The sequence below is a fragment of the Delftia tsuruhatensis genome, from assembly GCF_903815225.1.
Lineage (GTDB): Bacteria > Pseudomonadota > Gammaproteobacteria > Burkholderiales > Burkholderiaceae_C > Comamonas > Comamonas tsuruhatensis_A.
This window is the reverse complement of the sequence record NZ_LR813084.1, coordinates 2,841,967-2,863,425: the sequence shown is the minus strand read 5'-3', so window position 1 is coordinate 2,863,425 and position 21,459 is coordinate 2,841,967. Positions and strand designations below refer to the sequence as shown.

At 67.9% G+C, this 21,459-nt stretch carries 23 protein-coding genes; 12 read left to right on the top strand and 11 right to left on the bottom strand.

The features are described from left to right. Positions 1-8 precede the first annotated feature (8 nt). Complete coding sequence (locus tag L1Z78_RS12995; RefSeq protein WP_234641897.1) at positions 9-398, top strand: DUF1428 domain-containing protein; 390 nt, start codon at positions 9-11, stop codon at positions 396-398. Here L1Z78_RS12995 and rlmB read toward each other — a convergent pair. Continuing rightward, positions 395-1,186, bottom strand: coding sequence for a 23S rRNA (guanosine(2251)-2'-O)-methyltransferase RlmB (gene rlmB, locus L1Z78_RS12990; protein ID WP_234641896.1), 792 nt, complete (start codon positions 1,184-1,186; stop codon positions 395-397). The genes L1Z78_RS12995 and rlmB overlap by 4 nt on opposite strands. A 202-nt stretch (positions 1,187-1,388) precedes the next feature. Between rlmB and sstT the strand changes: the two genes are divergently transcribed. Continuing rightward, positions 1,389-2,618 (top strand): serine/threonine transporter SstT, encoded by a 1,230-nt coding sequence (gene sstT / locus L1Z78_RS12985; protein WP_234641895.1) that lies wholly within the window; start codon positions 1,389-1,391, stop codon positions 2,616-2,618. A 3-nt stretch (positions 2,619-2,621) separates the two neighbouring features. Here sstT and L1Z78_RS12980 read toward each other — a convergent pair whose 3' ends face one another. After that, a complete protein-coding gene (locus L1Z78_RS12980) occupies positions 2,622-3,332 on the bottom strand; it encodes an ABC transporter ATP-binding protein (RefSeq protein ID WP_234641894.1) in 711 nt (236 codons plus the stop codon). 16 nt (positions 3,333-3,348) lie between these two features. On the opposite strand from L1Z78_RS12980, the gene L1Z78_RS12975 reads away from it, so the two are divergent. After that, a complete protein-coding gene (locus L1Z78_RS12975; protein ID WP_234641893.1) occupies positions 3,349-4,014 on the top strand; it encodes an arylesterase in 666 nt (221 codons plus the stop codon). A 21-nt stretch (positions 4,015-4,035) separates the two neighbouring features. On the opposite strand, the gene L1Z78_RS12970 is transcribed toward L1Z78_RS12975, so the two are convergent. The 5 genes from L1Z78_RS12970 to L1Z78_RS12950 all read right to left on the bottom strand — a co-directional run bounded on the left by L1Z78_RS12970 (position 4,036) and on the right by L1Z78_RS12950 (position 8,832). Further along, on the bottom strand, positions 4,036-4,239 hold the full coding sequence (locus L1Z78_RS12970; RefSeq protein ID WP_234641892.1) for a hypothetical protein: 204 nt from the start codon (positions 4,237-4,239) through the stop codon (positions 4,036-4,038). A gap of 64 nt (positions 4,240-4,303) precedes the next feature. After that, the gene (locus tag L1Z78_RS12965; protein ID WP_234641891.1) at positions 4,304-5,113 is read right to left on the bottom strand and encodes a DUF2189 domain-containing protein; all 810 of its coding nucleotides are present in this window, start codon (positions 5,111-5,113) and stop codon (positions 4,304-4,306) included. 88 nt (positions 5,114-5,201) lie between these two features. Continuing rightward, the gene (locus tag L1Z78_RS12960; RefSeq protein WP_234641890.1) at positions 5,202-6,941 is read right to left on the bottom strand and encodes an alkaline phosphatase D family protein; all 1,740 of its coding nucleotides are present in this window, start codon (positions 6,939-6,941) and stop codon (positions 5,202-5,204) included. A 98-nt stretch (positions 6,942-7,039) separates the two neighbouring features. Continuing rightward, the gene (locus L1Z78_RS12955) at positions 7,040-8,269 is read right to left on the bottom strand and encodes a PLP-dependent transferase (protein WP_234641889.1); all 1,230 of its coding nucleotides are present in this window, start codon (positions 8,267-8,269) and stop codon (positions 7,040-7,042) included. Between the two features lie 92 nt (positions 8,270-8,361). After that, positions 8,362-8,832, bottom strand: a complete 471-nt coding sequence (locus L1Z78_RS12950; protein ID WP_234641888.1) for a BON domain-containing protein — start codon at positions 8,830-8,832, stop codon at positions 8,362-8,364. Positions 8,833-8,982: 150 nt separating this feature from the next. Between L1Z78_RS12950 and L1Z78_RS12945 the strand changes: the two genes are divergently transcribed. The 4 genes from L1Z78_RS12945 (at position 8,983) to L1Z78_RS12930 (ending at position 13,223) form a co-directional block, all read left to right on the top strand. Continuing rightward, positions 8,983-10,722 (top strand): SulP family inorganic anion transporter, encoded by a 1,740-nt coding sequence (locus L1Z78_RS12945; protein ID WP_234642160.1) that lies wholly within the window; start codon positions 8,983-8,985, stop codon positions 10,720-10,722. Beyond that, positions 10,673-11,536 carry a GGDEF domain-containing protein gene (locus L1Z78_RS12940; protein ID WP_234641887.1) on the top strand — a complete coding sequence of 288 codons (864 nt, stop codon included), beginning with the start codon at positions 10,673-10,675 and terminating at the stop codon, positions 11,534-11,536. The genes L1Z78_RS12945 and L1Z78_RS12940 overlap by 50 nt, the downstream gene beginning before the upstream one ends. Then, the gene (locus tag L1Z78_RS12935) at positions 11,523-12,392 is read left to right on the top strand and encodes a MinD/ParA family protein (RefSeq protein WP_234641886.1); all 870 of its coding nucleotides are present in this window, start codon (positions 11,523-11,525) and stop codon (positions 12,390-12,392) included. Before L1Z78_RS12940 ends, L1Z78_RS12935 begins: the two co-directional genes overlap by 14 nt. 66 nt (positions 12,393-12,458) lie before the next feature. After that, positions 12,459-13,223, top strand: a complete 765-nt coding sequence (locus tag L1Z78_RS12930; RefSeq protein ID WP_234641885.1) for a sulfurtransferase — start codon at positions 12,459-12,461, stop codon at positions 13,221-13,223. On the opposite strand, the gene L1Z78_RS12925 is transcribed toward L1Z78_RS12930, so the two are convergent. The 3 genes from L1Z78_RS12925 to L1Z78_RS12915 all read right to left on the bottom strand — a co-directional run bounded on the left by L1Z78_RS12925 (position 13,220) and on the right by L1Z78_RS12915 (position 15,057). Next, on the bottom strand, positions 13,220-13,774 hold the full coding sequence (locus L1Z78_RS12925; protein WP_234641884.1) for a flavodoxin family protein: 555 nt from the start codon (positions 13,772-13,774) through the stop codon (positions 13,220-13,222). The genes L1Z78_RS12930 and L1Z78_RS12925 overlap by 4 nt on opposite strands. 151 nt (positions 13,775-13,925) lie before the next feature. Beyond that, positions 13,926-14,333 (bottom strand): DoxX family protein, encoded by a 408-nt coding sequence (locus L1Z78_RS12920; protein WP_234641883.1) that lies wholly within the window; start codon positions 14,331-14,333, stop codon positions 13,926-13,928. A 22-nt stretch (positions 14,334-14,355) separates the two neighbouring features. Beyond that, the gene (locus tag L1Z78_RS12915; RefSeq protein WP_234641882.1) at positions 14,356-15,057 is read right to left on the bottom strand and encodes a pirin family protein; all 702 of its coding nucleotides are present in this window, start codon (positions 15,055-15,057) and stop codon (positions 14,356-14,358) included. 114 nt (positions 15,058-15,171) lie between these two features. On the opposite strand from L1Z78_RS12915, the gene L1Z78_RS12910 reads away from it, so the two are divergent. The 5 genes from L1Z78_RS12910 to L1Z78_RS12890 all read left to right on the top strand — a co-directional run bounded on the left by L1Z78_RS12910 (position 15,172) and on the right by L1Z78_RS12890 (position 20,192). Further along, on the top strand, positions 15,172-16,110 hold the full coding sequence (locus L1Z78_RS12910) for a LysR family transcriptional regulator (RefSeq protein ID WP_234641881.1): 939 nt from the start codon (positions 15,172-15,174) through the stop codon (positions 16,108-16,110). A 136-nt stretch (positions 16,111-16,246) separates the two neighbouring features. Further along, positions 16,247-17,365 (top strand): NAD(P)/FAD-dependent oxidoreductase, encoded by a 1,119-nt coding sequence (locus L1Z78_RS12905; RefSeq protein ID WP_234641880.1) that lies wholly within the window; start codon positions 16,247-16,249, stop codon positions 17,363-17,365. A gap of 53 nt (positions 17,366-17,418) precedes the next feature. Next, positions 17,419-18,351 carry a tRNA glutamyl-Q(34) synthetase GluQRS gene (gene gluQRS / locus L1Z78_RS12900; protein ID WP_234641879.1) on the top strand — a complete coding sequence of 311 codons (933 nt, stop codon included), beginning with the start codon at positions 17,419-17,421 and terminating at the stop codon, positions 18,349-18,351. A 52-nt stretch (positions 18,352-18,403) separates the two neighbouring features. Then, complete coding sequence (gene trmB / locus L1Z78_RS12895; protein WP_234642159.1) at positions 18,404-19,135, top strand: tRNA (guanosine(46)-N7)-methyltransferase TrmB; 732 nt, start codon at positions 18,404-18,406, stop codon at positions 19,133-19,135. 34 nt (positions 19,136-19,169) lie between these two features. Next, positions 19,170-20,192: a GGDEF domain-containing protein gene (locus L1Z78_RS12890; RefSeq protein ID WP_234641878.1), complete on the top strand. Its 1,023-nt coding sequence runs from the start codon at positions 19,170-19,172 to the stop codon at positions 20,190-20,192. 19 nt (positions 20,193-20,211) lie between these two features. Here the strand turns inward: L1Z78_RS12890 and L1Z78_RS12885 are convergent, their stop codons facing one another. Then, positions 20,212-21,456 carry a GGDEF domain-containing protein gene (locus L1Z78_RS12885; protein WP_234641877.1) on the bottom strand — a complete coding sequence of 415 codons (1,245 nt, stop codon included), beginning with the start codon at positions 21,454-21,456 and terminating at the stop codon, positions 20,212-20,214. Positions 21,457-21,459: the final 3 nt, after the last annotated feature.

Sequence of the window (21,459 nt, the reverse complement as noted above, 5' to 3'; positions counted from 1 at the left end):
GACAGACCATGCACTACATCGACGGATTCGTGCTGCCCGTGCCGCGGGCCAACCTGCAGGCCTACCGCGACATTGCCCAGGCAGCGGGCAAGGTCTGGATGGAGTACGGAGCGCTTCAGTACTGGGAGTGCGCGGGCGACGACGTGCCCATGGGCAAGCTGACCTCATTTCCCCAGGCCGTGCAGCTCAAGGAGGACGAGGTCGTGTTCTTCTCATGGATCGTCTACGCCTCGCGCGCCGAGCGCGACCGCATCAATGCCCTGGTGATGAAGGACCAGCGCATCGCGTCCATGGACCCGGCCACCATGCCCTTCGACGCCAAACGCATGTTCTGGGGTGGCTTCGAAAGCGTGGTGGAGCTGGGTGCCCCTGCGGGCGCCAGCGGCGCGCCTGCCTAAATCTGGTCAGCCGGGGCTGCGGCCACGGCAGGGGTGGTGCCCAGGCCGCGCTGGCGCAGTGCTTCGTACAGGCACACGCCACTGGCCACGGAAACGTTGAGGCTGGAGACGGCCCCCATCATGGGAATGCCGATCAGCTCGTCGCAGGTCTTGCGCGTGAGCTGGCGCATGCCGTCGCCCTCGGCGCCCAGCACCAGGGCCGTGGGGCCCCTGAGGTCCACCTCGTACAGGGTCTTGGGCGCATCGTCGCTGGTGCCGATGATCCAGATGTCGCGCTCCTTGAGTTCATTGAGCGTGCGCGCCAGGTTGGTGACCATGAAATAGGGCACGGTCTCGGCCGCGCCGCTGGCGACCTTGGCCACGGTGGCGTTCACGCCCACCGCATGGTCCTTGGGTGCAATCACCGCATGGGCCCCGGCGCCATCGGCCACACGCAGGCAGGCGCCCAGGTTGTGCGGGTCGGTCACGCCGTCCAGCACCAGCAGCAGCGGCTTGCTGATGCCATCGGCTTCCAGCTGCTCCAGCAGTTCATCCAGCGAGTGCACCTGGGCCACCGCCTCCACCCGCGCGGCCACACCCTGGTGGCCATGGCTGCCGGCCAGCTTGGCAAGGCGTTCGCCGTCCGCCTCGATCAGCCGGACGCCGGCCGACTTGGCGCGGTCCAGGAACTGGCGCATGCGCGCATCGCGGCGCGTGGCCTCGTAGTAGACCTCGATGATGGATTGGGGCGCGGTCTTCATGCGCACGCCGACGGCGTGGAAGCCGAAGAGAACTTTGGGGGACGACATGGGGGGCGATTATCCCGCCAATTGCGCCATGCCCGCCGCGCAAGCCCTGCATGCCATGGCGGCACAGTCCCTGCCATGTGGTTATTGCGTAGACGCTACACTGCGCGCCTCGGCCGCCCGACCTGCGCGGCCCTCCATCGCGGCATGCCTCGTCACCACGGGCATGCCGTTTTGCTTTGACTCTCTCCTGCACCCATCCGACATGCCAAAAGCCCTGATCGATTGGATTTTCCGCACCAGCCTGGTGGCGCAGATCACCGCCGGCCTGGTCGCCGGCGGCCTGCTGGCCTGGCTCTGGCCCGAGGCCGCCAGCGCCGTTTCCCTGTTGGGCACGCTGTTCATCTCGGCGCTCAAGGCCGTGGCGCCCGTGCTGGTGCTGCTGCTCGTGATCGCCGCCACCTGCAACCACCAGCCCGGCCGGGCCACGCTGATCCGGCCCGTGCTGTGGCTGTACCTGCTGGGCACGCTGAGCGCGGCCGTGGTCGGCGTGCTGGGTAGCATGCTGTGGCCCTCCACCCTGCAACTCAAGGAGGCCGTGCAATCGCACTCCGCGCCCGGCGAGATCGGCGAGGTGCTGCTGGCCCTGCTGCGCAGCGCCTTCGACAATCCCGTGCATGCGCTGCTGGAGGCCAACTACATCGGCATCCTGGCATGGGCCATCGCCATGGGCCTGGCGCTGCGCCATGCGTCACCGGCCACGCGTGGCGTGATGCAGGACCTGGGCCAGGGCATCACCCGGGTGATCCAGGGCGTGATCCGGCTCGCGCCGCTGGGCATCTTCGGCCTGGTGGCCGGCACCTTTGCACAATCGGGGCTGGACAAGCTGCTGGATTACGCGCATCTGCTGGCCGTCCTGCTGGGCTGCATGCTGGCCGTGGCGCTGCTCGTCAATCCGCTGATCGTCTGGTCGCAGACGCGCCGCAATCCCTATCCGCTGGTGCTGACCTGCCTGCGCGAAAGCGCCGTGACCGCATTCTTCACGCGCAGCTCGGCCGCCAACATTCCCGTCAACCTGGCGCTGGCCAGGCGCCTGGGCCTGGACGAGGACACCTACAGCGTCTCCATCCCGCTGGGCGCCACCATCAACATGGAAGGCGCGGCCATCACCATCAGCGTGCTGTCGCTGGCCGCCGCCCATACCCTGGGCATCGCGGTGGACCTGCCAACGGCCTTCCTGCTGTGCGTGGTGGCGGCCATCTGTGCCTGCGGCGCTTCGGGCGTGGCCGGCGGCTCGCTGCTGCTGATCCCGTTGGCCTGCAGCCTGTTCGGCATCCCCAACGATGTGGCCATGCAGGTGGTGGGCGTGGGCTTCGTGATCGGCGTGATCCAGGACTCGGCCGAGACGGCGTTGAACTCCTCGACCGATGTGCTGTTCACCGCCGCCGCCTGCGAGGCGGCCCGGCGCCGTGACGACGCCGCGGCGCAGGCCTGAGCGTCAGGCCGCCTGGGGCAGGCCGTGTTCGACCGAGGCCACGCAGCCGGCCTCGATGGTCACGCGGCGCTCGCAGCGCGCCGCGATGGCACGGTCATGCGTGACCATGACCAGGGTCGTGCCACGCTCGCGGTTGAGCGAGAACATCAGTTCCATGATGGTCTCGCCCGTGGCGAAGTCCAGGCTGCCCGTGGGCTCGTCGGCCAGCAGCACGGCCGGCTCGACCACGAAGGCGCGCGCCAGGGCCACGCGCTGCTGCTCACCGCCCGAAAGCAGCTTGGGATAGTGCCCCAGGCGCTGGCCCAGGCCCACGCGCTCCAGCATGGCGGTGGCCCGGCGGCGGGCATCGCGGCTGCCGGCCAGCTCCAGCGGCAGCATCACATTCTCCAGCGCCGTCAGATTGCCCAGCAGCTGGAAGCTCTGGAACACGAAGCCCAGCTTTTGCGCACGCACGGCCGCGCGCGCGTCCTCGTCGAGCGCGAACAGGTCCTGACCCTGCAGGCGCACCGTTCCACGCGTAGGGGTATCGAGCCCCGCCAGGATGGACAGCAGCGTGCTCTTGCCCGACCCCGAGGCGCCCACGATGGCGACGGTCTCCCTTGCCGCGAAGCGCAGATCGATATCCCGCAGAATATCCAATGTTCCGGTCGAATCACTGACCGACTTGAAGACATGCTCGACTTCGATCAGGGGCTGGGCAATGCTTTGTGACATGGAGGATGGGTTGACGATGCAAGACAAGCTGCGCGCGATGCGCCGACGCCGCCACTTTATCTCGGCCGGTTTGGCCTTCGGCCTGCTGGGTGCTTGGACTGCCATGCCGGCGCATGCGCAGCAGCCGGGGCCGCTGCTGGTGCTGGGAGATTCGCTGAGCGCCGAATACGGGCTGGCCCGGGGGACGGGCTGGGTGGCGCTGCTGCAAAAGCGCCTGCAGGACAACGGCAAGAGCGTGACGCTGGTCAATGCCAGCGTGAGCGGCGAGACCACCTCGGGTGGCCGCTCGAGGCTGCCGGCCCTGCTCAGGCAGCACACTCCTTCGATCGTGGTGATCGAGTTGGGCGGCAACGATGCGCTGCGCGGCCTGCCGCTGCAAAGCACGCAGGCCAACCTGGACGCCATGGTGCGCGCCGCCCGCGATGCGGGCGCCAAGGTCTTGCTCGTGGGCATGCAGGTGCCCCCCAACTATGGCAGCGGCTATGCGCGCCAGTTCGAACAGATGTTCTCCAAGGTGGCGCAGGACCAGAAGGTTCCGCTGGTACCCTTTCTGCTGGCCGGCTTCGGCGACGCAGCCGACGCAGCCCAGTGGTTCCAGGCCGACCGCATCCACCCCACGGCAAGAGCCCAGCCACGCATGCTGGACAACGTCTGGCCCCAGCTCAGCAAGCTGCTGCCCTGAGCACGGGGCGCATGGCCCGGGTCAGTCGCTGCCGCCCCCATCACCGCCATCGCCGCTGCCGGAGCCAGCGCCCTGCGATGCGTCCAGCCCATTGTCCGCGCTGCCATCGCCGCCGTGGTCCTGATCCGTCTTGCGTTCGGACTTGGCCCTTTCCTTGTCGAGCTTCTTTTGTTTCTTGGCCAGCTCCCGCTGGCGTTTCTCATAAGCGTAATTCGGTGTCGCCACAGACGGCCTCCTCTGTTGTTGCAAGCCTCACTGTAGCCGCAAGCGCGAATGCGGCCGCAAAACCTCAGGACAGGCTGGCCGGGATTTCAGGCCGCCCCCGCACGCTGCTGCGGTATGCATGCCAACTGGCACACCCCAGCAAAGGCCCCGCCAGCAGCAGGCCGACACCATGCCACCACAGGGCGGCGGCCACCAGCATCGTGATGACCACGGCCCACTGGAGCATGACGGCGAAATTGAGTCCCACGACACGCATGCTGGTGATGCAGGCCGTCAGCGCATCGCACCCCCTGTCCAGCATGGCCGGCAGCGCCACGACCATGCTGGCGAAGACCAGCGCCGCGAACACGCCACCCACCAGCAGGTAGACCGCCAGGAACTCCCAGTTCTCGAAGCGCAGCAACGCGGCCAGCATGCCGCTGGTGGTCGGCATGCCGGTATCGAAGAACACCGCGAAGACCACCATGGAGGCGCGCGCCCACAGCATCTCCAGCACCAGCAGCACCATGACCAGCATGCCCATGCTGCCCGTCTGCGTATCCCAGCAGGTCAGCGAGCTGCCCAGGTCGGGCGCCAGGCCCTGCTCCAGCCTGCGGCTGGTGTCGTACAGGCCCATCGCCAGGAAGGGGCCGACGAGCAGGCAGCCGCTGGCCATGGCCATGCTGTATTCGGGACTGGCCCGGAACACCCAGCCGATCAGCAAGGCCATGGCCCAGAAGCAGGCACCGTAGAACAGCGCGACGCCCGGGGCGCGCCGCAGGTCGCGCCAGCCCAGCGCCAGCCAGCGCCAGGGATCACCCGGGCGCAGCGTCTGTACCAGCAGAGCGCCGGCCGGATTGTCGGATGCGTTCTCGGAAGCGGGGGATGCCTGCATGCCTGGACCTCCTGGATCAGCGGGTTCCAAGTTATCGCAGCCGTGGCCGGGCTGCCATGGCGGAAACTACCGAGCCCCCGGGGCCGCCTCAGGACGCGGACAGCTTGCCCGGCTGGCCGGGCAGCACCTTCCAGACCGCATCGCGCACCGCCTGGTATTGGCGGCTGAACACGGTGTCCACGTAGATCCATTCGGCCTGGCAGGCCTGCGGCGTGGCCGTGACGATCATGTAGCCGCGGCGCGAAGTGTCGCAGTACTTGAGCGTGGGGATGAATTGCAGCAAGGCCGATCGCAACTGTGCCGGGCTCTGCCCCGACAGGTATTCCTCGAACCCCGGCGAACTGACGGAGGACGTGGCGAACTCCACGCCCACCGCCTGGCCGCTGCGGTCGCGCAGTTCATTGGCCCAGGCGTTGTGGGTGTCACCCGCGAGCACGACCAGGTTCTTGCCCAGGCTGCGTGCCGTGGCCAGCACGGTCTCGCGCGCCACCGCATAGCCGTCCCATGCGTCCAGGTTGTAGGGAATGCTGGGCTGCGCCAGGATGGCCTTTTCGGCCGCCGTGAGGCTGGCCGGATTGGCTTGGGCCTTGGCCAGCAACGCGGCGTAGGCCGGCAGCGAAACCCCGCTGCCCGGCGACAGGATGTCCATGAGCAAGGGGGCTGGCAGCTCCATGCGGCCCATCAGCACCTGCTGACCCAGCACCTGCCAGGTGGCCTGCGAGGCAGCCAGCTGCTGACCCAGCCACTGGACCTGGGTCGCGCCCATGAGCTGGCGCGCGGGATTGGACATGTCGGCCGCGAAGCGCGCAGCGTCCAGCCCCTGGGCCGTGAAGTAGTCGGCGTAGTCCAGTTGCTCGTCGCGACCGATGACGCGCGTGTCCAGCATGTGCAGCGCCAGAAGGTCGCCGAAGGCGAAGCTGCGGTAGATGATCTCGGGCTGGGCGTTGCGCGTGGGCATCCACTCGTGATAAGCCTTGAGTGCAGCCATCTTGCGCAGCTCGAAGTCGCCTTCCGTCGCCGGCTGGTGGTTCTCGGCACCATGCATCCAGGTATCGTTGGAGATCTCGTGGTCATCCCAGACGGCGATCATGGGCGCGGCCGCGTGCAGGGCCTGGAGGTCCGCATCGCTCTTGTACTGGGCATGGCGCTGGCGGTAGTCGGCCAGGCTCACGATCTCGTTGGCGGGCAGGCTCTGGCGCTGCATGGCCTCGGCCTTGCCATTGGCATACCCGCCGCGCGCATATTCATAGATGTAGTCGCCCAGGTGCACGGTGGCATCCAGGTCGCCCTGGACGGCCGCATGCGCGTAGACATTGAAGTAGCCTGCGGGATAGTTGGCGCACGAGAACACGGCCAGCTTCACCTGCTGCACCGCGCCCACGGGCAGAGTGCGCGTACGCCCGGTGGCACTGGTCACGCCCTGGCATTGGAAGCGGTAGTGGTAGCGCGTGGCGGGCTTGAGCCCCGCGGCATCGGCCTTGAAGGTGAAATCCTGGGTGGCACGCGCCATGGCCCTGCCCGACGCCACCAGGATCCTGAAGTCGGCATCCAGGGCCAGCTCCCATTGCACCTCGATGTCTGCCGCATGGCCCTGGGGCGGCGTCACACGCGTCCAGAGAATGATGCGGTCGCTCAGAGGGTCTCCGCTGGCCACGCCATGGCGGAATTCGACGGGAATGCGGCCGTCGCCATCGGAGCCGCCGCAGCCGGCCAGCGGCAGGGCCAGCGCCGAGGCCCCCATGCCGCGCATGAAATGGCGGCGGCTGGCCGCTGCCGGTGTCCCTCCCGCCTGCTGCAGGATATTCGTGATGCTCTCTTTGTGCTTCATGCTGGGCCGGAGCTCCTGGGCTCCCGTGGGGTGGTATGAAGCGTGAGAGCATCCACGGCCGCGGTGACAGGCGCATGTCACCCCAGCCCGGTGCTCGACTATGCGAAGGCCTGGGCCAGCGCCTGCTCCAGGTCGGCGCGCAGATCCTGCACCGCTTCCAGGCCGATGGCAAATCGCACCACGGTGCCGCTGCGCAACTGCGGCGTGGGGCAGCTGCGCATGGAGGGCAGGTCGTAGGGCACGACCAGGCTGATCGGACCGCCCCAGCTGTAGCCGATCCTGAACAGGCGCAGGCTGTCGCAGAAGCGGTCGACGGCCTGCTGCCCATGGCGCGGATCGATGACCACGCTGAACAGGCCCGCGGCCACGCCCTCGCCGCCTGCGGCGGCGCCACACAGCGCCTTCCAGTTCTCATGGCCCGGCGCGCCCTCCAGCGCCGGATGCAGCACCTGGACCACGGCCGGCTGCTGCTGGAGCCAGCGTGCCAGATCACGCGCGGCCCGGTCCTGGGCGTGGTAGCGCAGCGCGATGCTGGGCAGCGAGCGCAGCACGGCCTCGGTGTCGTTGCCGCTCACGCCCAGGCCCAGGCGCATATGGGCCAGCTTGATGCGCATGTGCAGCGCCTGATCGCGCGTGACGATGCTGCCCATGAGCACGTCGCCGCCGCCGCTGGGGTACTTGGTCAGGGCATGGACGGTGGCGTCCACTCCCAGGCTGTGCGAGCCGTCGCCCAGCAGATCGAAGGGGTTGAAGGCCAGGCCCGCACCCCAGGTGTTGTCCAGCACGGTGGTGATGCCACGCTCGCGGCACAGACGCACCAGGGCGATGAGGTCGGGAAACTCCATGGTGACCGAGCCCGGGGCCTCGAGCCAGACCAGGCGGGTCCTGGGCGTGAGCCTGGCCTCCAGGTCGGCGACATTCATGGCGTCGTAGCACTGGTGGCGCACGCCGAAATGGGCCAGTTCGCCCTCGGACAGCGTCTTGTTGGGCCCGTAGGCGTTGTCGGGCAGCAGCATTTCGTCGCCGGTGCGCAGCAGCGCCAGGGACGTGGTGGCGATGGCGGCCAGGCCGCTGGGCACGAGCAGGCATTGCAGGCCGCCTTCGAGCGTGGCCAGCCGCTCTTCCAGCAGGAAGGTCGTCGGTGTCCCGTGCAGGCCGTAGGTATAGCTGCTCTTGTCCAGCCACTGCCGGCGGCGCATGGCCGCCACGTTCTCGAAGATCACCGTCGAGGCCTTGTGCACGGGCGGCTGTGGCGCGACGAAGCCCTCGGGCGGCTGGTAGGGATGGTGGATGAGATGGGTGCTGATCTGCAGGTCGGAGGTGCTCATGCGTTGCATCTTAGAGCGTGCAGGCAGGAAAAAGCCGGGGCGCCTGCAGGCGCCCCGGCTTTTTCAATCATTCGGCCAAGGGCCGGCGGGCATCAGCCGGCCTTGACTTCCAGCATGTTGCTGACGTTGGTCACGCCCTTGACGGACTTGGCGATGTCGCCGGCACGGGTCTTGAGGGCTTCGCTGGGCACGGAGCCGGTCAGCGTGACGGCGCCCGCCTTGGTGTCCACGTCGATCTTGAGCGCGCTGATGTCAGGCTCCTTGATCAGGTCGGCCTTGATCTGGGCCGTGATGCCGGCATCATCGAGCGCGGCCCCGGCCTGGCTCATGGCGCTGTTGGTGGCCGCTTCCGCCTTTGCTGCGCCTTCCTCGATCTTGGCGCCCGCGCTGCTCATGGCGTTGTCGATCTTCTGGCCCGCGCTTTCGGCGGCCTGCTGGGATTGCTGCACCGCAGAGTCGAGTTTCTGGCCTGCGGTCTCGTCGGTCTTGCCGCAGGCGGCAAGGCCGAAGGCCAGGGCGGAGACGGCGAGGATCTGGCAGCAGCGTTGGGTGATGAAGGACATGCGGTTACTCCTTGAATAGTTGTGGGAGGATCGATTCAGGCCTCGACTTTAGGGAGGCCATCGGGACAAACCCATACGACGCCGACGCAAGCGACTGTAGGACAAGCCCGAACGTCACGGCTCCATGCAGTTAGCATGACAATAGCGTCCATGCATTCCCTGGCACGCTGGTTCCCCTTCCTGGCATGGCCCAAACCCTCGGCAGCCGTGCTGCGCGGGGAGTTCTGGGCAGGCCTCACCGTCGGCCTCATGCTGCTGCCCCAGGGTGTGGCCTACGCAGCACTGGCCGGCATGCCGCTGATCACGGGCATCTACGCCTCCATCGTCCCCGCCCTGGTGGCCGTGCTGTTCAGCGGCTCGCCCCGCCTGGGCGTGGGACCCACGGCGCTCAGTGCGCTGCTGATCGGAGCCTCCCTGACAGGCCTGGCCGATCCGGGGTCCGCGCACTGGGTGGCGCTGGCGGCCTGGATGGCCATCCTCTCCGGCCTGGTGCAATGGTCGCTGGGGCTGATGCGTGCAGGCTGGCTGCTCAATCTGGTGACCTCTCCCGTGCTGACGGGCTTCACGCAGGCAGCTGCCCTGCTGATCCTGGCATCGCAGCTGCCGACGCTGCTGGGTCTGCGCTCGAGCTGGAGCGCCGTCTGGAACACGCCGTCGCTGCAGCACTTCGACTGGCAGTCCATCGCCTACGGCATCGCCAGCATCGGCATGCTGGTGGCGGCCAAGCGCTGGCGGGCCGCGTTTCCCTCGGCCATCTTCATCATCGCGCTCACGGGGCTGGTCAGCTGGACCACGGGCTTCGCAGACGGGGGTGGCGCCGTGGTCGGGCATCTGCCGGCAGGCCTGCCCAGCTTTCAGTGGCCAGGCATGCTCAGCTGGGACGAATTCGGAGCCCTGGTCATGCCGGTGCTGGTGATCTCCCTGGTGAGCTTCCTGGAGACGGCCTCCAGTGCCCAGGTGGAGCACCAGCAGGCCGGCACGCGCTGGAACGAGAACCAGGACCTGATCGCCCAGGGCCTGTCCAAGATCAGCGCGGGGCTGTTCGGCAGCTTCGCCACCAGCGCCTCCTTCTCGCGTTCGGCCGTGAATCTGCTGGCGGGAGCGAAGACCGGCTGGTCCAACGTGTTCTCCATCCTGCTCGTGGTGATCGTCGTGATGTGGTTCATTCCGGCCCTCTATCACGTGCCCCAGGCAGCGCTGGCCGCCATCGTGATCACGGCCGTGGTCAACCTGGTCAAGCCGCGCGTGCTGCTGCAGCTGTTCAAGGTCTCTCGCGTGGAAGGCAGCATTGCCCTGGCCACGCTGGCGCTCACCATCCTCACGGCGCCGCGCATGTACTGGGGCGTGTTCGCGGGCATCTTGCTGAGCCTGGGCCACTTCCTCTACCAGCGTCTGCACCCGCGCATCATCGAGGTCGGTCAGCACCCGGACGGCAGCCTGCGCGACCGCAAGCTGTGGCAATTGCCACCGCTGGCGCCGGGCCTGCTGGCGCTGCGCATGGATGCGGAGCTGGACTTCGGCTCGGCCTCGGCGCTGGAGCGGCGCATCGCCGACGACTGGGCCCGCCAGTCCGAGGCCACCCACCTGTGCCTGCTGGCCCAGCCCATCAACCGCATCGATGTGACGGGCGTGGAAACCTTCGTGCGCCTGCAACTGCAGGCCGCCAGGCGCGGCGGCGTGCTGCATGTGGTCGGGCTGAAGCTACCCGCCGAACAGGTGCTGTTGCGCGCCGGTGCCCTGCAGCGCGGACCGCACCTGCGCCTGTACCGCACGGACGCCGAGTTCCTCGCGGCCCTGGCCCTGCCGCCTTTTGCGACTTCCACTACATCTGTTACCGCCGATGAAGCAAAAGTCGGCGCCACCACGGCGACAATGGCGCCTACACACTGATACACTTCACCGGCTTTTCATTCAGCCCTCCGTGACTGCCCCCGCATCCCACCAATCCGTCTACCTGCGCGACCTGCGCCTGGCCACAGCCCATGCGCTGGTTACCCACGCTGGTGGGGCGGTCCGTCTGCCAACGGATTCGCCGACGCGCTACCTGCAGTCGCTGATCGATGAGCTGTGCTCGCTGTCGCTGCGCGATCCGCTGACAGGCCTTGCCAACCGGCGCCATTTCCGCACCATTGCCGAGCGCGAGATCGATCGCGTGGCCCGCTCGGGCGAGGCGGCGCTGATGCTGATGCTGGACATCGACCATTTCAAGCAGATCAACGATCAGCATGGCCATATCGTCGGCGACCGCGTGCTGCAGTCGGTGGCACGCACGCTGACCAGTTGCGTGCGCCCGATGGACACGCTGGCTCGCTATGGCGGCGAGGAGTTCGCCATCGTGCTGCCGGCCTGCCCGGCCGCCTTCGGCCTGTCCGTGGCCGAACGCATCCGCAGTGCCATCGAGCGCATGCCGGTGGTCATCTCACCCACGCTGACCCTGCAGATCACCATCAGCATAGGCGGTGCCTATGCACTGCAGTGGATACGAAGCACCACGACACTGTGGACCGAACGCGCCGACAGACAGCTGTACCTTGCCAAGTCTGCCGGCCGCAATCGTGTGCACATCGAAGAACAACCAGACAGTACGGTAAGCGCGGAGGAAAAAAGCCTGCTTTTCGGACCTTTGTATGCCCCGTCCCCGTTTGACAATGGGCTGAATCCAGATACTGCAACCGATGTGGACCCCGAAGATGGACTCCGCTGATAGCCAGGTGGTGAACGACAACGCCATTCCCCATCCCGCCCTTCCCGCTGCCGTTCCCATGAGCGATGCCGTGCGCTCCAAGCCGCGCGGGCACATCATCGCGGTGACCAGCGGCAAGGGTGGCGTGGGCAAGACCTTCGTCTCGGCCAACCTGGCCGCGGCGCTGACGCGCCATGGCTTCAAGGTGCTGGTGCTCGATGCCGACCTGGGCCTGGCCAACCTCGACGTGGTGCTCAACCTCTACCCCAAGGTCACGCTGCACGACGTCTTCACGGGACGCTCGACGCTGGAGGAGGCCATCCTGCCCACGCCTGGAGGCTACTCCGTGCTGCTGGCCGGCTCGGGCATGATCGAATACTCGCGGCTCACGCCCGAGATACGCCAGCAGTTCACGCACACCATAGAGACACTGGCGCCGCGCTACGACATCGTGCTGCTGGACACCGGCGCCGGCATCTCCGATGTGGTGCTGTTCTCGGTGTCCATGGCCACCGAGGTGCTGGTCATCGCCACACCCGAGCCCACCTCGCTGACCGATGCCTACGCGGCGATCAAGGTGCTGGCGATACAGCAAAAGCGCCAGCAGATCCGCCTTGCCATCAACCAGGCGGCGCGCCCCGGGGATGGCCGCGCCATCACGGGCCAGCTCCAGCAGGTGCTCAACCGCTTCGTCAGCACGGCCTCCGGCGAGCCGCTGCGCCTCACCCACCTGGGCGACATTCCGTCCGACCCGGCCGTGCGCGAGGCCGTGATGCGCCGCCAGTTGCTGCTGCACTCCATGCCGGGCGCACCCGCGTCGCTGGCAGTGGCGCAGCTGGCCAATAAAATCAAGGCCCTGCTGGTGTCGGGCGGCTGATCGGGTCGCCTCTCGCCGGCACCCCGATCCAACCCGCGGCCCGTGCCGCGTCCGCCCTGCCCGCCCGTGCCCGACATACTCAACATCTCCTGCTACAAGTTCACGCCGCTGCACGATGCGGCAGCCCTGCGCGACACCCTGGCCGAGCGTGCCCAGGCCCTGGCGCTCAAGGGCACCATCCTCCTGGCCGAGGAAGGCATCAACTTCTTCCTGGCCGGCCCGGCCGAAGCCGTGCGTGGTTTCGTGGACCAGTTGCGCACCGATGCGCGCTTTGCCGATCTGGCCCCCAAGGAGAGCTGGTCGGACGCCGTCCCCTTTCGCAAGATGCTGGTCAAGGTCAAGCGCGAGATCATCCGCATGGACCATCCCACCATCCGCCCGGCCGCCGGCCGCGCGCCCTCGGTCACGCCGGCAACGTTGCGCCGCTGGCTGGAACAGGGCCACGATGACGAGGGGCGGGAAGTGGTGACTCTGGACACGCGCAACGACTTCGAGGTGGACGCCGGTGCCTTCCGCGGCACCGTCGACTGGCGCATCACCAAGTTCACAGAATTCCCGCCCGCGCTGCGCGCCCGCAAGGCCGAGCTGGCCGGCAAGACCGTGGTCAGCTACTGCACGGGCGGCATACGCTGCGAAAAGGCCGCCATCCTGATGCAGGACGAGGGCCTGGACCATGTCTACCAGCTCGAAGGCGGCATCCTCAAGTACTTCGAGGAGACCGACGGCGCCTTCTATGACGGCGGCTGCTTCGTCTTCGACGAGCGCAGGGCCGTGGATGCGGACCTGGCGGCTGCGCCCCAGCTGGAGCAGCCTGGTACGCCCCAGGCCTAGCGCCGCAGCCGCAGCGCCTGCTGCGCCACGCGCTCGCCAAAGAGACGAGCGGTTTCCAGGTCACCGGGCAGCATCTCGGCGGCCGAGGCGTCGGACGCCGACTGCGCCATGGCGCCGCTGAAGGCGCCTATCCAATTGAGGTCATTGCGCTGCGCGGCGCGTGCGTTGGAGGGCAGCATGCCGCTGCCCACCCACAGGCCGCCATGCTGCATGGCCAGCTGGAACAGGTAGTCCAGCGTGGTCTGCTTGTTGCCGTTGACGCTGGCGCTGTTGGTGAAGCCCGCGAACAGCTTGTCCTTCCAGGCCTGCACGAACCAGGGTTTGGAGGAGGCATCGGCGAAGCGCTTGAACTGCCAGCTCGGCCCGCCCATGTAGGTGGGTGAGCCGAAGACGATGGCGTCCGCCGCCGCCAGCATGTCCCAGCCGCCCTCAGGCAGTTGGCCGTCGCCATCGATGGCCAGCATGCGCGCACCCGCGCCATCGGCCACGGCCTGGGCCATGCGCCGGGTATGTCCGTAGCCCGAGTGGTAGACCACCACGATATCTGCCATACAAGAAATCCTCGGGCGCCCGCTGCGGCCGCAGGCCGGCAGGCGCCGCTTCATGAGTCACATGCCAAAAGGCCCCGCAGCACTGCTGCGGGGCCCGCTCAGGTTCGTAGCCTAACAAAAAAACAGGCGTGGACCGGCCTCGCGCAGGCGCTCAGGAGCGCCTGGCATCGACGCTCCAGCCCCCTGCCCCATGGGCCGCGAAGCCCAGCAGGCCGCCGGTGACGGCGATGTTCTTCCAGAACAGAAGCTGCTGCATCATGGCCGCATCGGCCGGCACGCTCCAGTAGGCGTGAAAGAAGAAGCTGGCCACCAGCGTGAAGAAGGCCAGCGCCAGCGCCGCCCAGCGCGTGCACCAGCCCAGCAGCAGGGCCAGGCCGCCGACAATCTCCACCACCAGGGCCACGGCCACGCCGATCTGGGGCATGGGCATGCCCACCGAAGCGGCATAGCCCACGGTGCCGGCGAAACCGCCGATCTTCTGCAAGCCCGCGGGCACGAACATCAGCGCGATCAGGATACGGCCCGCCAGGGCCAGCGGATTGCTCAGACGGTTCAACATGATGGGTACTCCTCGTGAATCTTCAGGCTTGCAGATCGAACACCAGGACCTCGGCCTGCTCTCCGTCACCGAGGAGCAGCCGTGGCTCATTCTCCACAAGCGCCGCATCGCCGGCTGTCAGCCGTTGCCCATTGACGCTCAGCGCGCCATCCACCAGGTGCACATAGGTCTTTCGCCCGGCAGGCAGCGGCATGTCGGCACGTTCGGCACCATCGAACAGGCCCGCGTGGAGCCGCGCGTCCGCGTGGATGCGGACCGAGCCGTCCGCCCCGTCGGGCGAGGCCACCAGGCGCAGCCGGCCACGCTTTTCCTCATCCGGGAAGGCCTTTTGCTCATAGCCGGGCGCGATGCCGGCCTCGCTGGGCAACAGCCAGATCTGCAGGAAATGCGTGGTCTGGCCCGGCGCATGGTTGTGCTCGCTGTGCACCACGCCCGAACCGGCGCTCATGCGCTGCACCTCGCCCGGAACGATGGTCTGCTCGTTGCCCATGCTGTCCTTGTGCGAGAGCCGGCCTTGGAGCACATAGCTGATGATCTCCATGTCGCGGTGGCCATGGGCGCCGAAGCCCGTGCCCGGCGCGATGCGGTCCTCGTTGATGACACGCAGGTTGCCGAAGCCCATGTGGCGCGGGTCGTGGTAGCTGGCGAAGGAGAAACTGTGGTGCGACTGCAGCCAGCCGTGGTCGGCATAGCCACGCTCGCGGGATTTGCGCAGGGCGATCATGCGGCATCCTTTTCAAAAGTCCTGTTCGATGGCTTCACTGTAGAAGCCGTTGCCCAGGACAGGGCGCAGCCCGATTGATGGCATCATTCAAAGCTTTTGAAGCCCTGACAACCGATGCCCAGTCCCCGCGACGTGCTCACCCCCGACAGCCTGGCCATGCTCCAGGCCATTGCCGAGGCCGGCAGCTTTGCCGCCGCCGCGCGCCAACTGGGGCTGGTGCCCAGCGCACTGACCTACCGCGTGCGCCAGATCGAGGATGCCCTGGACGTGCTGCTGTTCGACCGCCGCTCACGCCATGCCCAGCCCACCGAGGCCGGCCAGGAACTGCTGCGCGAAGGGGCCCGCCTGCTGCAGGAGATCGACACCGTGGCGCACCGCGTGCGCCGGGTGGCCACCGGGTGGGAGCCGCACCTGACCATCGTCGTCGACGGCGCCGTGGCGCGCACGCCCATGCTGGAGCTGGTCGAGGCCTTCTACGCCATGCAGCCGCCGACGCGGCTGAAACTGCGCGACGGCATTCTCACCGGCACGCTGGAGACCCTGACATCGGGCCGCGCCGACCTGGCCATCGGCGTGGCGGTGAACTCCAGCAATGTCGCGGGCCTGCAGGCGGGCGAGCTGGGCGAACTGGATTTCGTGTTCGCCGTCGCTCCCCACCACCCGCTGGCCACGGCCGCCGAACCCATCACCGACGCCACGCTGCTGCAGCACCGCATCATCGCCGTGGCCGATTCGGGGCTGCGCGACAGCGCCAGCATGGGCCTGCTCAGTGGCCAGGACATCTTCACGGTGGACTCCATGCAGGCCAAGATCGAGGCCCAGGTGCGCGGCCTGGGCTGTGGCTTTCTTCCCCATTTCATGGCCGACGTCTATGTGCAGGCCGGGTTGCTGGTGACGCGCCAGGTCGCGCGGCCCTCACGCAATGTGCGCCTGCACTACGCCTGGTCCGGTGCGCCGCAGCAGACGCCCGCCCGCGCGCTCCAGTGGTGGCTGCAGCAGTTGGAAAGCCCCGCCACGCGGCGTGCCCTCATGGAAAATCATCACCGACATTGAGTCGGCACAAGCCGCCGGACGCCCCGCGCGGGTGTAGAGTGGTTACAGGTTCCGGCCTCATCCGCCACCGTGGCGGAGCAGGCCGCGACGGATGTGCTTTTCCGGAATCTGCCACTGTCAGCAAAGGTCATGCTCCATGAATGCTTCCCGCGCCGCCTCCAAGTCCACCGCCAGGAAAAAGCCCTCCAAGCCATCCGGGTCCGCGCCGGCCGGCACCCGCCGCATCGCGGTCATAGGAGCCGGCATGGCGGGCCTGGCCTGCGCACGCACGCTGATGCAGGCCGGCCACGACGTGCATGTCTATGAGCGGCTGCCCCAGGCTGGCGGACGCATGCGTTCGGTCAACGGCGCGCAGGGCGCTTTCGACATCGGAGCCCAATACTTCACCGTGCGCGATGCACGCTTCGAGCAGGCCTTGCAGACCGTGCCCGGCCTGTGCCGCCCCTGGAGCGTGAGCACGCTGCGTGTGCTCGACGCGCAGGGCCGCCAGTCCAGCGCGGCCCCCGCGCCCACCGAGGCCCACTGGGTGGCCACGCCCGACATGCAGGCCCTGCCGATGGCCTGGGCCGCACCGCTGTGGGACGCGGGCCGCCTGCACCTGGGCCAGCGTGTGACCCGGCTCGAACGCCATGGCGGCGCTGCCTCCTGGCGCCTGCACCTGGAGACCATCGAATCCACCGCGCAGGTCGTGGAATCTGGCTTCGATGCGGTGGTGCTCGCCCTTCCCGCCCCCCTGGCCCGCCAGTTGCTGCAGACCACGCCTCTGGCCCTGCCCCTCGTGCGGGGCATGGCCGGCGTGGAGATGGCGCCCTGCTGGACCCTGACGCTGTCCTACCCCATGGCGACGGAGGCTGGCCTGTCCACGCTGGGCCCGCAGTGGAATGCTGCGCGCACCACCCATGAGCGCGCGGTCTGGGTGGCCCGCGAGTCGTCCAAGCCCGGGCGCTCGCAGAGCGAGCGCTGGACCGTGCACGCCAGCCCCCAATGGTCACAGGAGCACAGGGCTGACGATGCCCCCCGCGTGCTGGCCAAGATGCAGAAGGCCTTTGGCGAAATCACGCGCATCCGCGTGCCTCCCCGCCATGCCAGCGTCTACCTCTGGCCCCAGGCCCAGACCCTGTCGCCCCTGGGCCGCAGCCATGTCTGGAACGCGGGTGCCGGCCTGGGCCTGTGCGGCGACTGGTGCCTGGGCCGGCGCGTCGAGGATGCCTTCGTCTCGGGACTGGAGATGGCCCTTGCCCTGGTGCCCGCCTGAGCCCCCCCTGCATCACGGCCCGGGGCCTCGCGAGGCCTTAATATCCGGCCCCGATGACAGACGCCGCCCCCGACAGCTCCAAGCACCCGCATGCCACGACCCGCTATGTGGGCCGCTTCGCCCCCTCGCCCACAGGCCTGCTGCATGCCGGCTCGCTGGTGGCGGCCCTGGCCAGCTGGCTGGACGCGCGCGCCCATGGCGGGCGCTGGCTGGTACGCATCGAAGACATAGACCCTCCACGCTGCCAACCCGGCGCGGACACGGCCATCCTGCACCAGTTGGCCGCCTGCGGCCTGCTGCCCGACGAGGCGCCGGTCCGGCAATCCCTGCGCGGCTCCTTCTACGAGCATGCCCTGGCACGGCTCAAGGAGGCCGGCCTGGCCTACCCCTGTGCCTGCACCCGTCGGGACATCGAGCAGGCCTGGGCTCGCCAGGGTCTGACGCACGAACGCCATGTCGAACGCCCCTATCCTGGAACCTGTCGCAGCGGATTGCAGGGAAGGAATCCCAGGGCCTGGCGCTTCGACCTGGACCACTACACCGGGCATGCACCCATCGTGCACTGGCAGGACCGCCGCCTGGGTGCGCAACAGCAGGACGTGGTGCGCAGCGTAGGCGACTTCGTGCTGCGCCGGGCCGACGGCCTGTGGGCCTACCAGCTGGCCGTGGTCGTGGACGACGGTCTGCAAGGCATCACCCATGTGGTGCGCGGGGCAGACCTCGCGGACAATACGCCACGCCAGTTGCTGCTGCAGCGCGCCCTGGACCTGCCGGCGCCGAGCTACCTGCATACGCCGCTGGTGCTGATGCCCGACGGAGAAAAGCTCTCCAAGCAGCATGGGGCGCCGGCCCTGGACCTCGCCGAGCCGCTGTCCGCGCTGCGCGCAGCCGCCGCCCACCTGCAACTGTCCGAGCCTCCGGCCATGGCCACTGCCGGAGAAGCACTGGCATTCTGGGTACGGTGCTGGCGCCATACATACAATTGAGCCCGTGAACCCAATTTCTTCCTCCAACGCCGACTCCAGTACGGACGGCACCATTCCGAACGCCACGCCGCGTGGACCCGCCGCCCCCCGCAGCGGCCAGCCACCCGAGGGCGTGGCCCATCCCAAGACCATCAAGAGCTATGTGCGCCGCGCCGGCCGCACCACGACCGGCCAGGCCAAGGCCTTCGAGGAACTGGGCCCGCGCTTCGTGCTGGACTACCGGGCCGCGCCCCTGGACCCTACAGCCACCTATGGCCGCCAGGCGCCGCTGATCCTGGAGATCGGCTTCGGCATGGGCGAGGCCACGGCGCACATCGCGCGCGTGCGCCCCGATGACAATTTCCTGTGCTGCGAGGTACACGAGCCGGGCGTGGGCGCCCTGCTCAAGCGCATCGGGGAGCAGGACATCGGCAACATCCGCATCCTCCAGCACGACGCCGTGGAAGTCATTGACCACATGCTGCCCGAGGACAGCATCGATGGCGTGCACATCTTCTTCCCCGACCCCTGGCACAAGAAAAAGCACAACAAGCGCCGCCTGATCCAGGCCGGGCTGGTGACCAAGCTGGCGCGCCGCCTGCGCCCCGGTGGCTACATTCACTGCGCCACCGACTGGGAACCGTATGCGGTGCAGATGCTGGAGGTGCTGGGTGCCGAGCCCCTGCTGTTCAATACCGCCGAGGGCTACGCGGCCAAGCCCGACTACCGGCCGCTGACCAAGTTCGAGAACCGCGGCATCCGCCTGGGCCACGGTGTATGGGATCTGGTGTTTGAGCGCCGCTGAACCGGCTGCGACCTCCTCCAAGACAAGGCCCCGCATGCAGCCATTGCTACAGAACCTGGTAGAGATGACGGCCCACAGAGACCACCTGCGGCTGGAAATCTCCGTACTGTCCACATTGTTCAAGCTCAACGGCGTGGTGCAGGTTCGGGCCCTGGAGTTGTTCGCCATGCCGGACGGCAGGCATTGCCTGCGCGCGCGCACCTGGAGCCAGGGCGACCAGGTGATGTCCACCGATGCCGAGGCCTTGTATGACCCGCAAAGCGTGGAACTGGCCTCCATGCCCGCGCTGCAGCAGGCCCTGCAGCAACGCGCCATGGTCGCCTCGGCCGTGCAGCCCGATGGCAGGCATGTGCTGTGGCTGCCGCTGTGGCGGCAGGAGACGGCCTACCACTGCCTGGAGATCACGCAGTCCACGGCTTTCTCTCCCAGCCGCCTGGATGTGATCCAGGGTATCTTCGGCGTCTACCACAACTACCAGAGCCTGCTGGACTATAGCGAGCGCGACGCACTGACCGGCCTGCTCAACCGCAAGACCTTCGACGAGCAGTTCCTGCGGCTGTCACTGCAGGAGTCCCATGCCCCGCCCCCCGGGGCCGGCATGGAGGACGTTCCGGGCCAATGGCTGGCGGCCATCGACATCGACCACTTCAAGCGGATCAATGACCGCTTCGGCCACCTGTACGGTGACGAGGTACTGATCCTGGTCGCCAACATCCTGCGCAGCTGCTTCGACGCCAAGGACCGCGTCTTTCGCTTCGGCGGCGAGGAGTTCGTGGTGCTGCTGCGCTCGGTCAGCCTGGCCAATGCACGCAAGGCCCTGGAGCGGCTGCGCCATGACGTGGAGAGCTACGACTTCCCGCAAGTGGGGCGCATCACCGTGAGCGCGGGCTTTGCCGCCATGGGCTCGGGCGCGCCCGTGGAAGTGCTGGGCCAGGCCGACCAGGCGCTCTACCATGCCAAGGAGAATGGCCGCAACCAGACCTGGTTCTACGGCGACCTGATCGACCGGGGCCTGCTGATGCCCCAGGTGACCAGCAACGACATCGAACTGTTCTGACCCCCGGCCCCGCGTCGCTCTAGACGCGATCATCCACGCACACACGGTCGCGGCCGCGGTGCTTGGCCTCATAGAGCATGGCATCGGCACGCTGCAGCAGTTCCTGCACCTGCTCGCCCGCCTTCAACTGCGCAACGCCGAAGCTGGCGGTCACCTCCAGCTCCAGCGCATTGACCTGCATGGGAGCTGCGCGGATGGACTCGCGCAGTTGCCGGGCCAGGTGCCCGGCTGCACCAGCCTCGAGCCGGGGCAGCACGAGGAGGAACTCCTCCCCGCCATAGCGCGCCATCCACTGGACCGGCGCCGCCAGCCCGCTGCGGCAGCGCAGCGCCACCTCGCGCAGCACGGCGTCGCCCGCCGCGTGCCCGTGCGTGTCGTTGACCTGCTTGAAATGGTCCACGTCCACGAACATGACACTCAGCGCCTCGCCGTACGCGTGGCTTTGCGCCACCTCGGCCGACAGGCGTTCGTCCATTGCACGGCGGTTGTGGCAACCGGTCAGCGCATCGGTCAATGACATGCGCCTGACCTCCTCGACCAGCGACTGCAGCTGGCCGGTGCGCTGGGCCACCAGCAGGTCCAGGTGCTCGATGTGGCCGCGCAGGTCGTGCTGGAGCTGGGTGAAGCCCAGAACGACCAGATCGATCTCATCGCGCTGTGCACGCACCGGCCTGTCCAGCACCAGCGGGCGCGAAAGCTCGTTGGGCTTGAGGCGGGACGCAAACCGCGCGATCTGCTGCAAGGGCTGGCGCAGCTCCCGGCGCATCACCCAGGCCACCATCAGGCAGACCAGGGCGGTGAACAAGGCATAGCCCAGCAGCACCCGCAGCGTGGAGTCGCGTAGCACTTCCAGGTAATATCCGCGGTTTTCCCAGACCTGCAGCTCACCGAGCGGCAATCGGGAATGGCTGTGCCTTGGCGGAGGAACCGGCATCGACAAGGCGGGGGCCCGTCCCTCCACCGGGTCGCCGGCCTCGTACAACTGGCCCGTGGAGGTGACACGCAACTGCACATGCCCCACCAGGGGCAGCCCGCCCAGCCATTGCACCTGCTCACGGACCATGGCCGGGTCGATATCCCAGAGCGCGGCGGACAGCGCGATCATGCTGTTGGACACCCATGTCTGCATCGAGTGGCGAAATTCCTGCTGGCCCTTGCGGTACTCCCACCAGGCATGTGCACCACCGAACACCAGCATGCAGGCGACAGCCAGCAGGATGATGCGCAGGATCAGCAAGGAGGCAATCGAGCGGAAGCGGGGCATGCG

Bases quoted from the DNA above. Each gene is read 5' to 3' on its own strand.
- L1Z78_RS12950 (WP_234641888.1), bottom strand. From the start codon at position 8,832: ATGTCCTTCATCACCCAACGCTGCTGCCAGATCCTCGCCGTCTCCGCC.
- L1Z78_RS12975 (WP_234641893.1), top strand. From the start codon at position 3,349: ATGCAAGACAAGCTGCGCGCGATGCGCCGACGCCGCCACTTTATCTCG.
- L1Z78_RS12925 (WP_234641884.1), bottom strand. From the start codon at position 13,774: ATGGCAGATATCGTGGTGGTCTACCACTCGGGCTACGGACATACCCGG.
- gluQRS (WP_234641879.1), top strand. From the start codon at position 17,419: ATGACAGACGCCGCCCCCGACAGCTCCAAGCACCCGCATGCCACGACC.
- L1Z78_RS12890 (WP_234641878.1), top strand. From the start codon at position 19,170: ATGCAGCCATTGCTACAGAACCTGGTAGAGATGACGGCCCACAGAGAC.
- L1Z78_RS12885 (WP_234641877.1), bottom strand. From the start codon at position 21,456: ATGCCCCGCTTCCGCTCGATTGCCTCCTTGCTGATCCTGCGCATCATC.
- rlmB (WP_234641896.1), bottom strand. From the start codon at position 1,186: ATGTCGTCCCCCAAAGTTCTCTTCGGCTTCCACGCCGTCGGCGTGCGC.
- L1Z78_RS12945 (WP_234642160.1), top strand. From the start codon at position 8,983: ATGCATTCCCTGGCACGCTGGTTCCCCTTCCTGGCATGGCCCAAACCC.
- L1Z78_RS12910 (WP_234641881.1), top strand. From the start codon at position 15,172: ATGCCCAGTCCCCGCGACGTGCTCACCCCCGACAGCCTGGCCATGCTC.
- L1Z78_RS12980 (WP_234641894.1), bottom strand. From the start codon at position 3,332: ATGTCACAAAGCATTGCCCAGCCCCTGATCGAAGTCGAGCATGTCTTC.
- L1Z78_RS12965 (WP_234641891.1), bottom strand. From the start codon at position 5,113: ATGCAGGCATCCCCCGCTTCCGAGAACGCATCCGACAATCCGGCCGGC.
- L1Z78_RS12920 (WP_234641883.1), bottom strand. From the start codon at position 14,333: ATGTTGAACCGTCTGAGCAATCCGCTGGCCCTGGCGGGCCGTATCCTG.
- sstT (WP_234641895.1), top strand. From the start codon at position 1,389: ATGCCAAAAGCCCTGATCGATTGGATTTTCCGCACCAGCCTGGTGGCG.
- L1Z78_RS12905 (WP_234641880.1), top strand. From the start codon at position 16,247: ATGAATGCTTCCCGCGCCGCCTCCAAGTCCACCGCCAGGAAAAAGCCC.
- L1Z78_RS12960 (WP_234641890.1), bottom strand. From the start codon at position 6,941: ATGAAGCACAAAGAGAGCATCACGAATATCCTGCAGCAGGCGGGAGGG.
- L1Z78_RS12955 (WP_234641889.1), bottom strand. From the start codon at position 8,269: ATGAGCACCTCCGACCTGCAGATCAGCACCCATCTCATCCACCATCCC.
- L1Z78_RS12940 (WP_234641887.1), top strand. From the start codon at position 10,673: ATGAAGCAAAAGTCGGCGCCACCACGGCGACAATGGCGCCTACACACT.
- L1Z78_RS12995 (WP_234641897.1), top strand. From the start codon at position 9: ATGCACTACATCGACGGATTCGTGCTGCCCGTGCCGCGGGCCAACCTG.
- L1Z78_RS12915 (WP_234641882.1), bottom strand. From the start codon at position 15,057: ATGATCGCCCTGCGCAAATCCCGCGAGCGTGGCTATGCCGACCACGGC.
- L1Z78_RS12935 (WP_234641886.1), top strand. From the start codon at position 11,523: ATGGACTCCGCTGATAGCCAGGTGGTGAACGACAACGCCATTCCCCAT.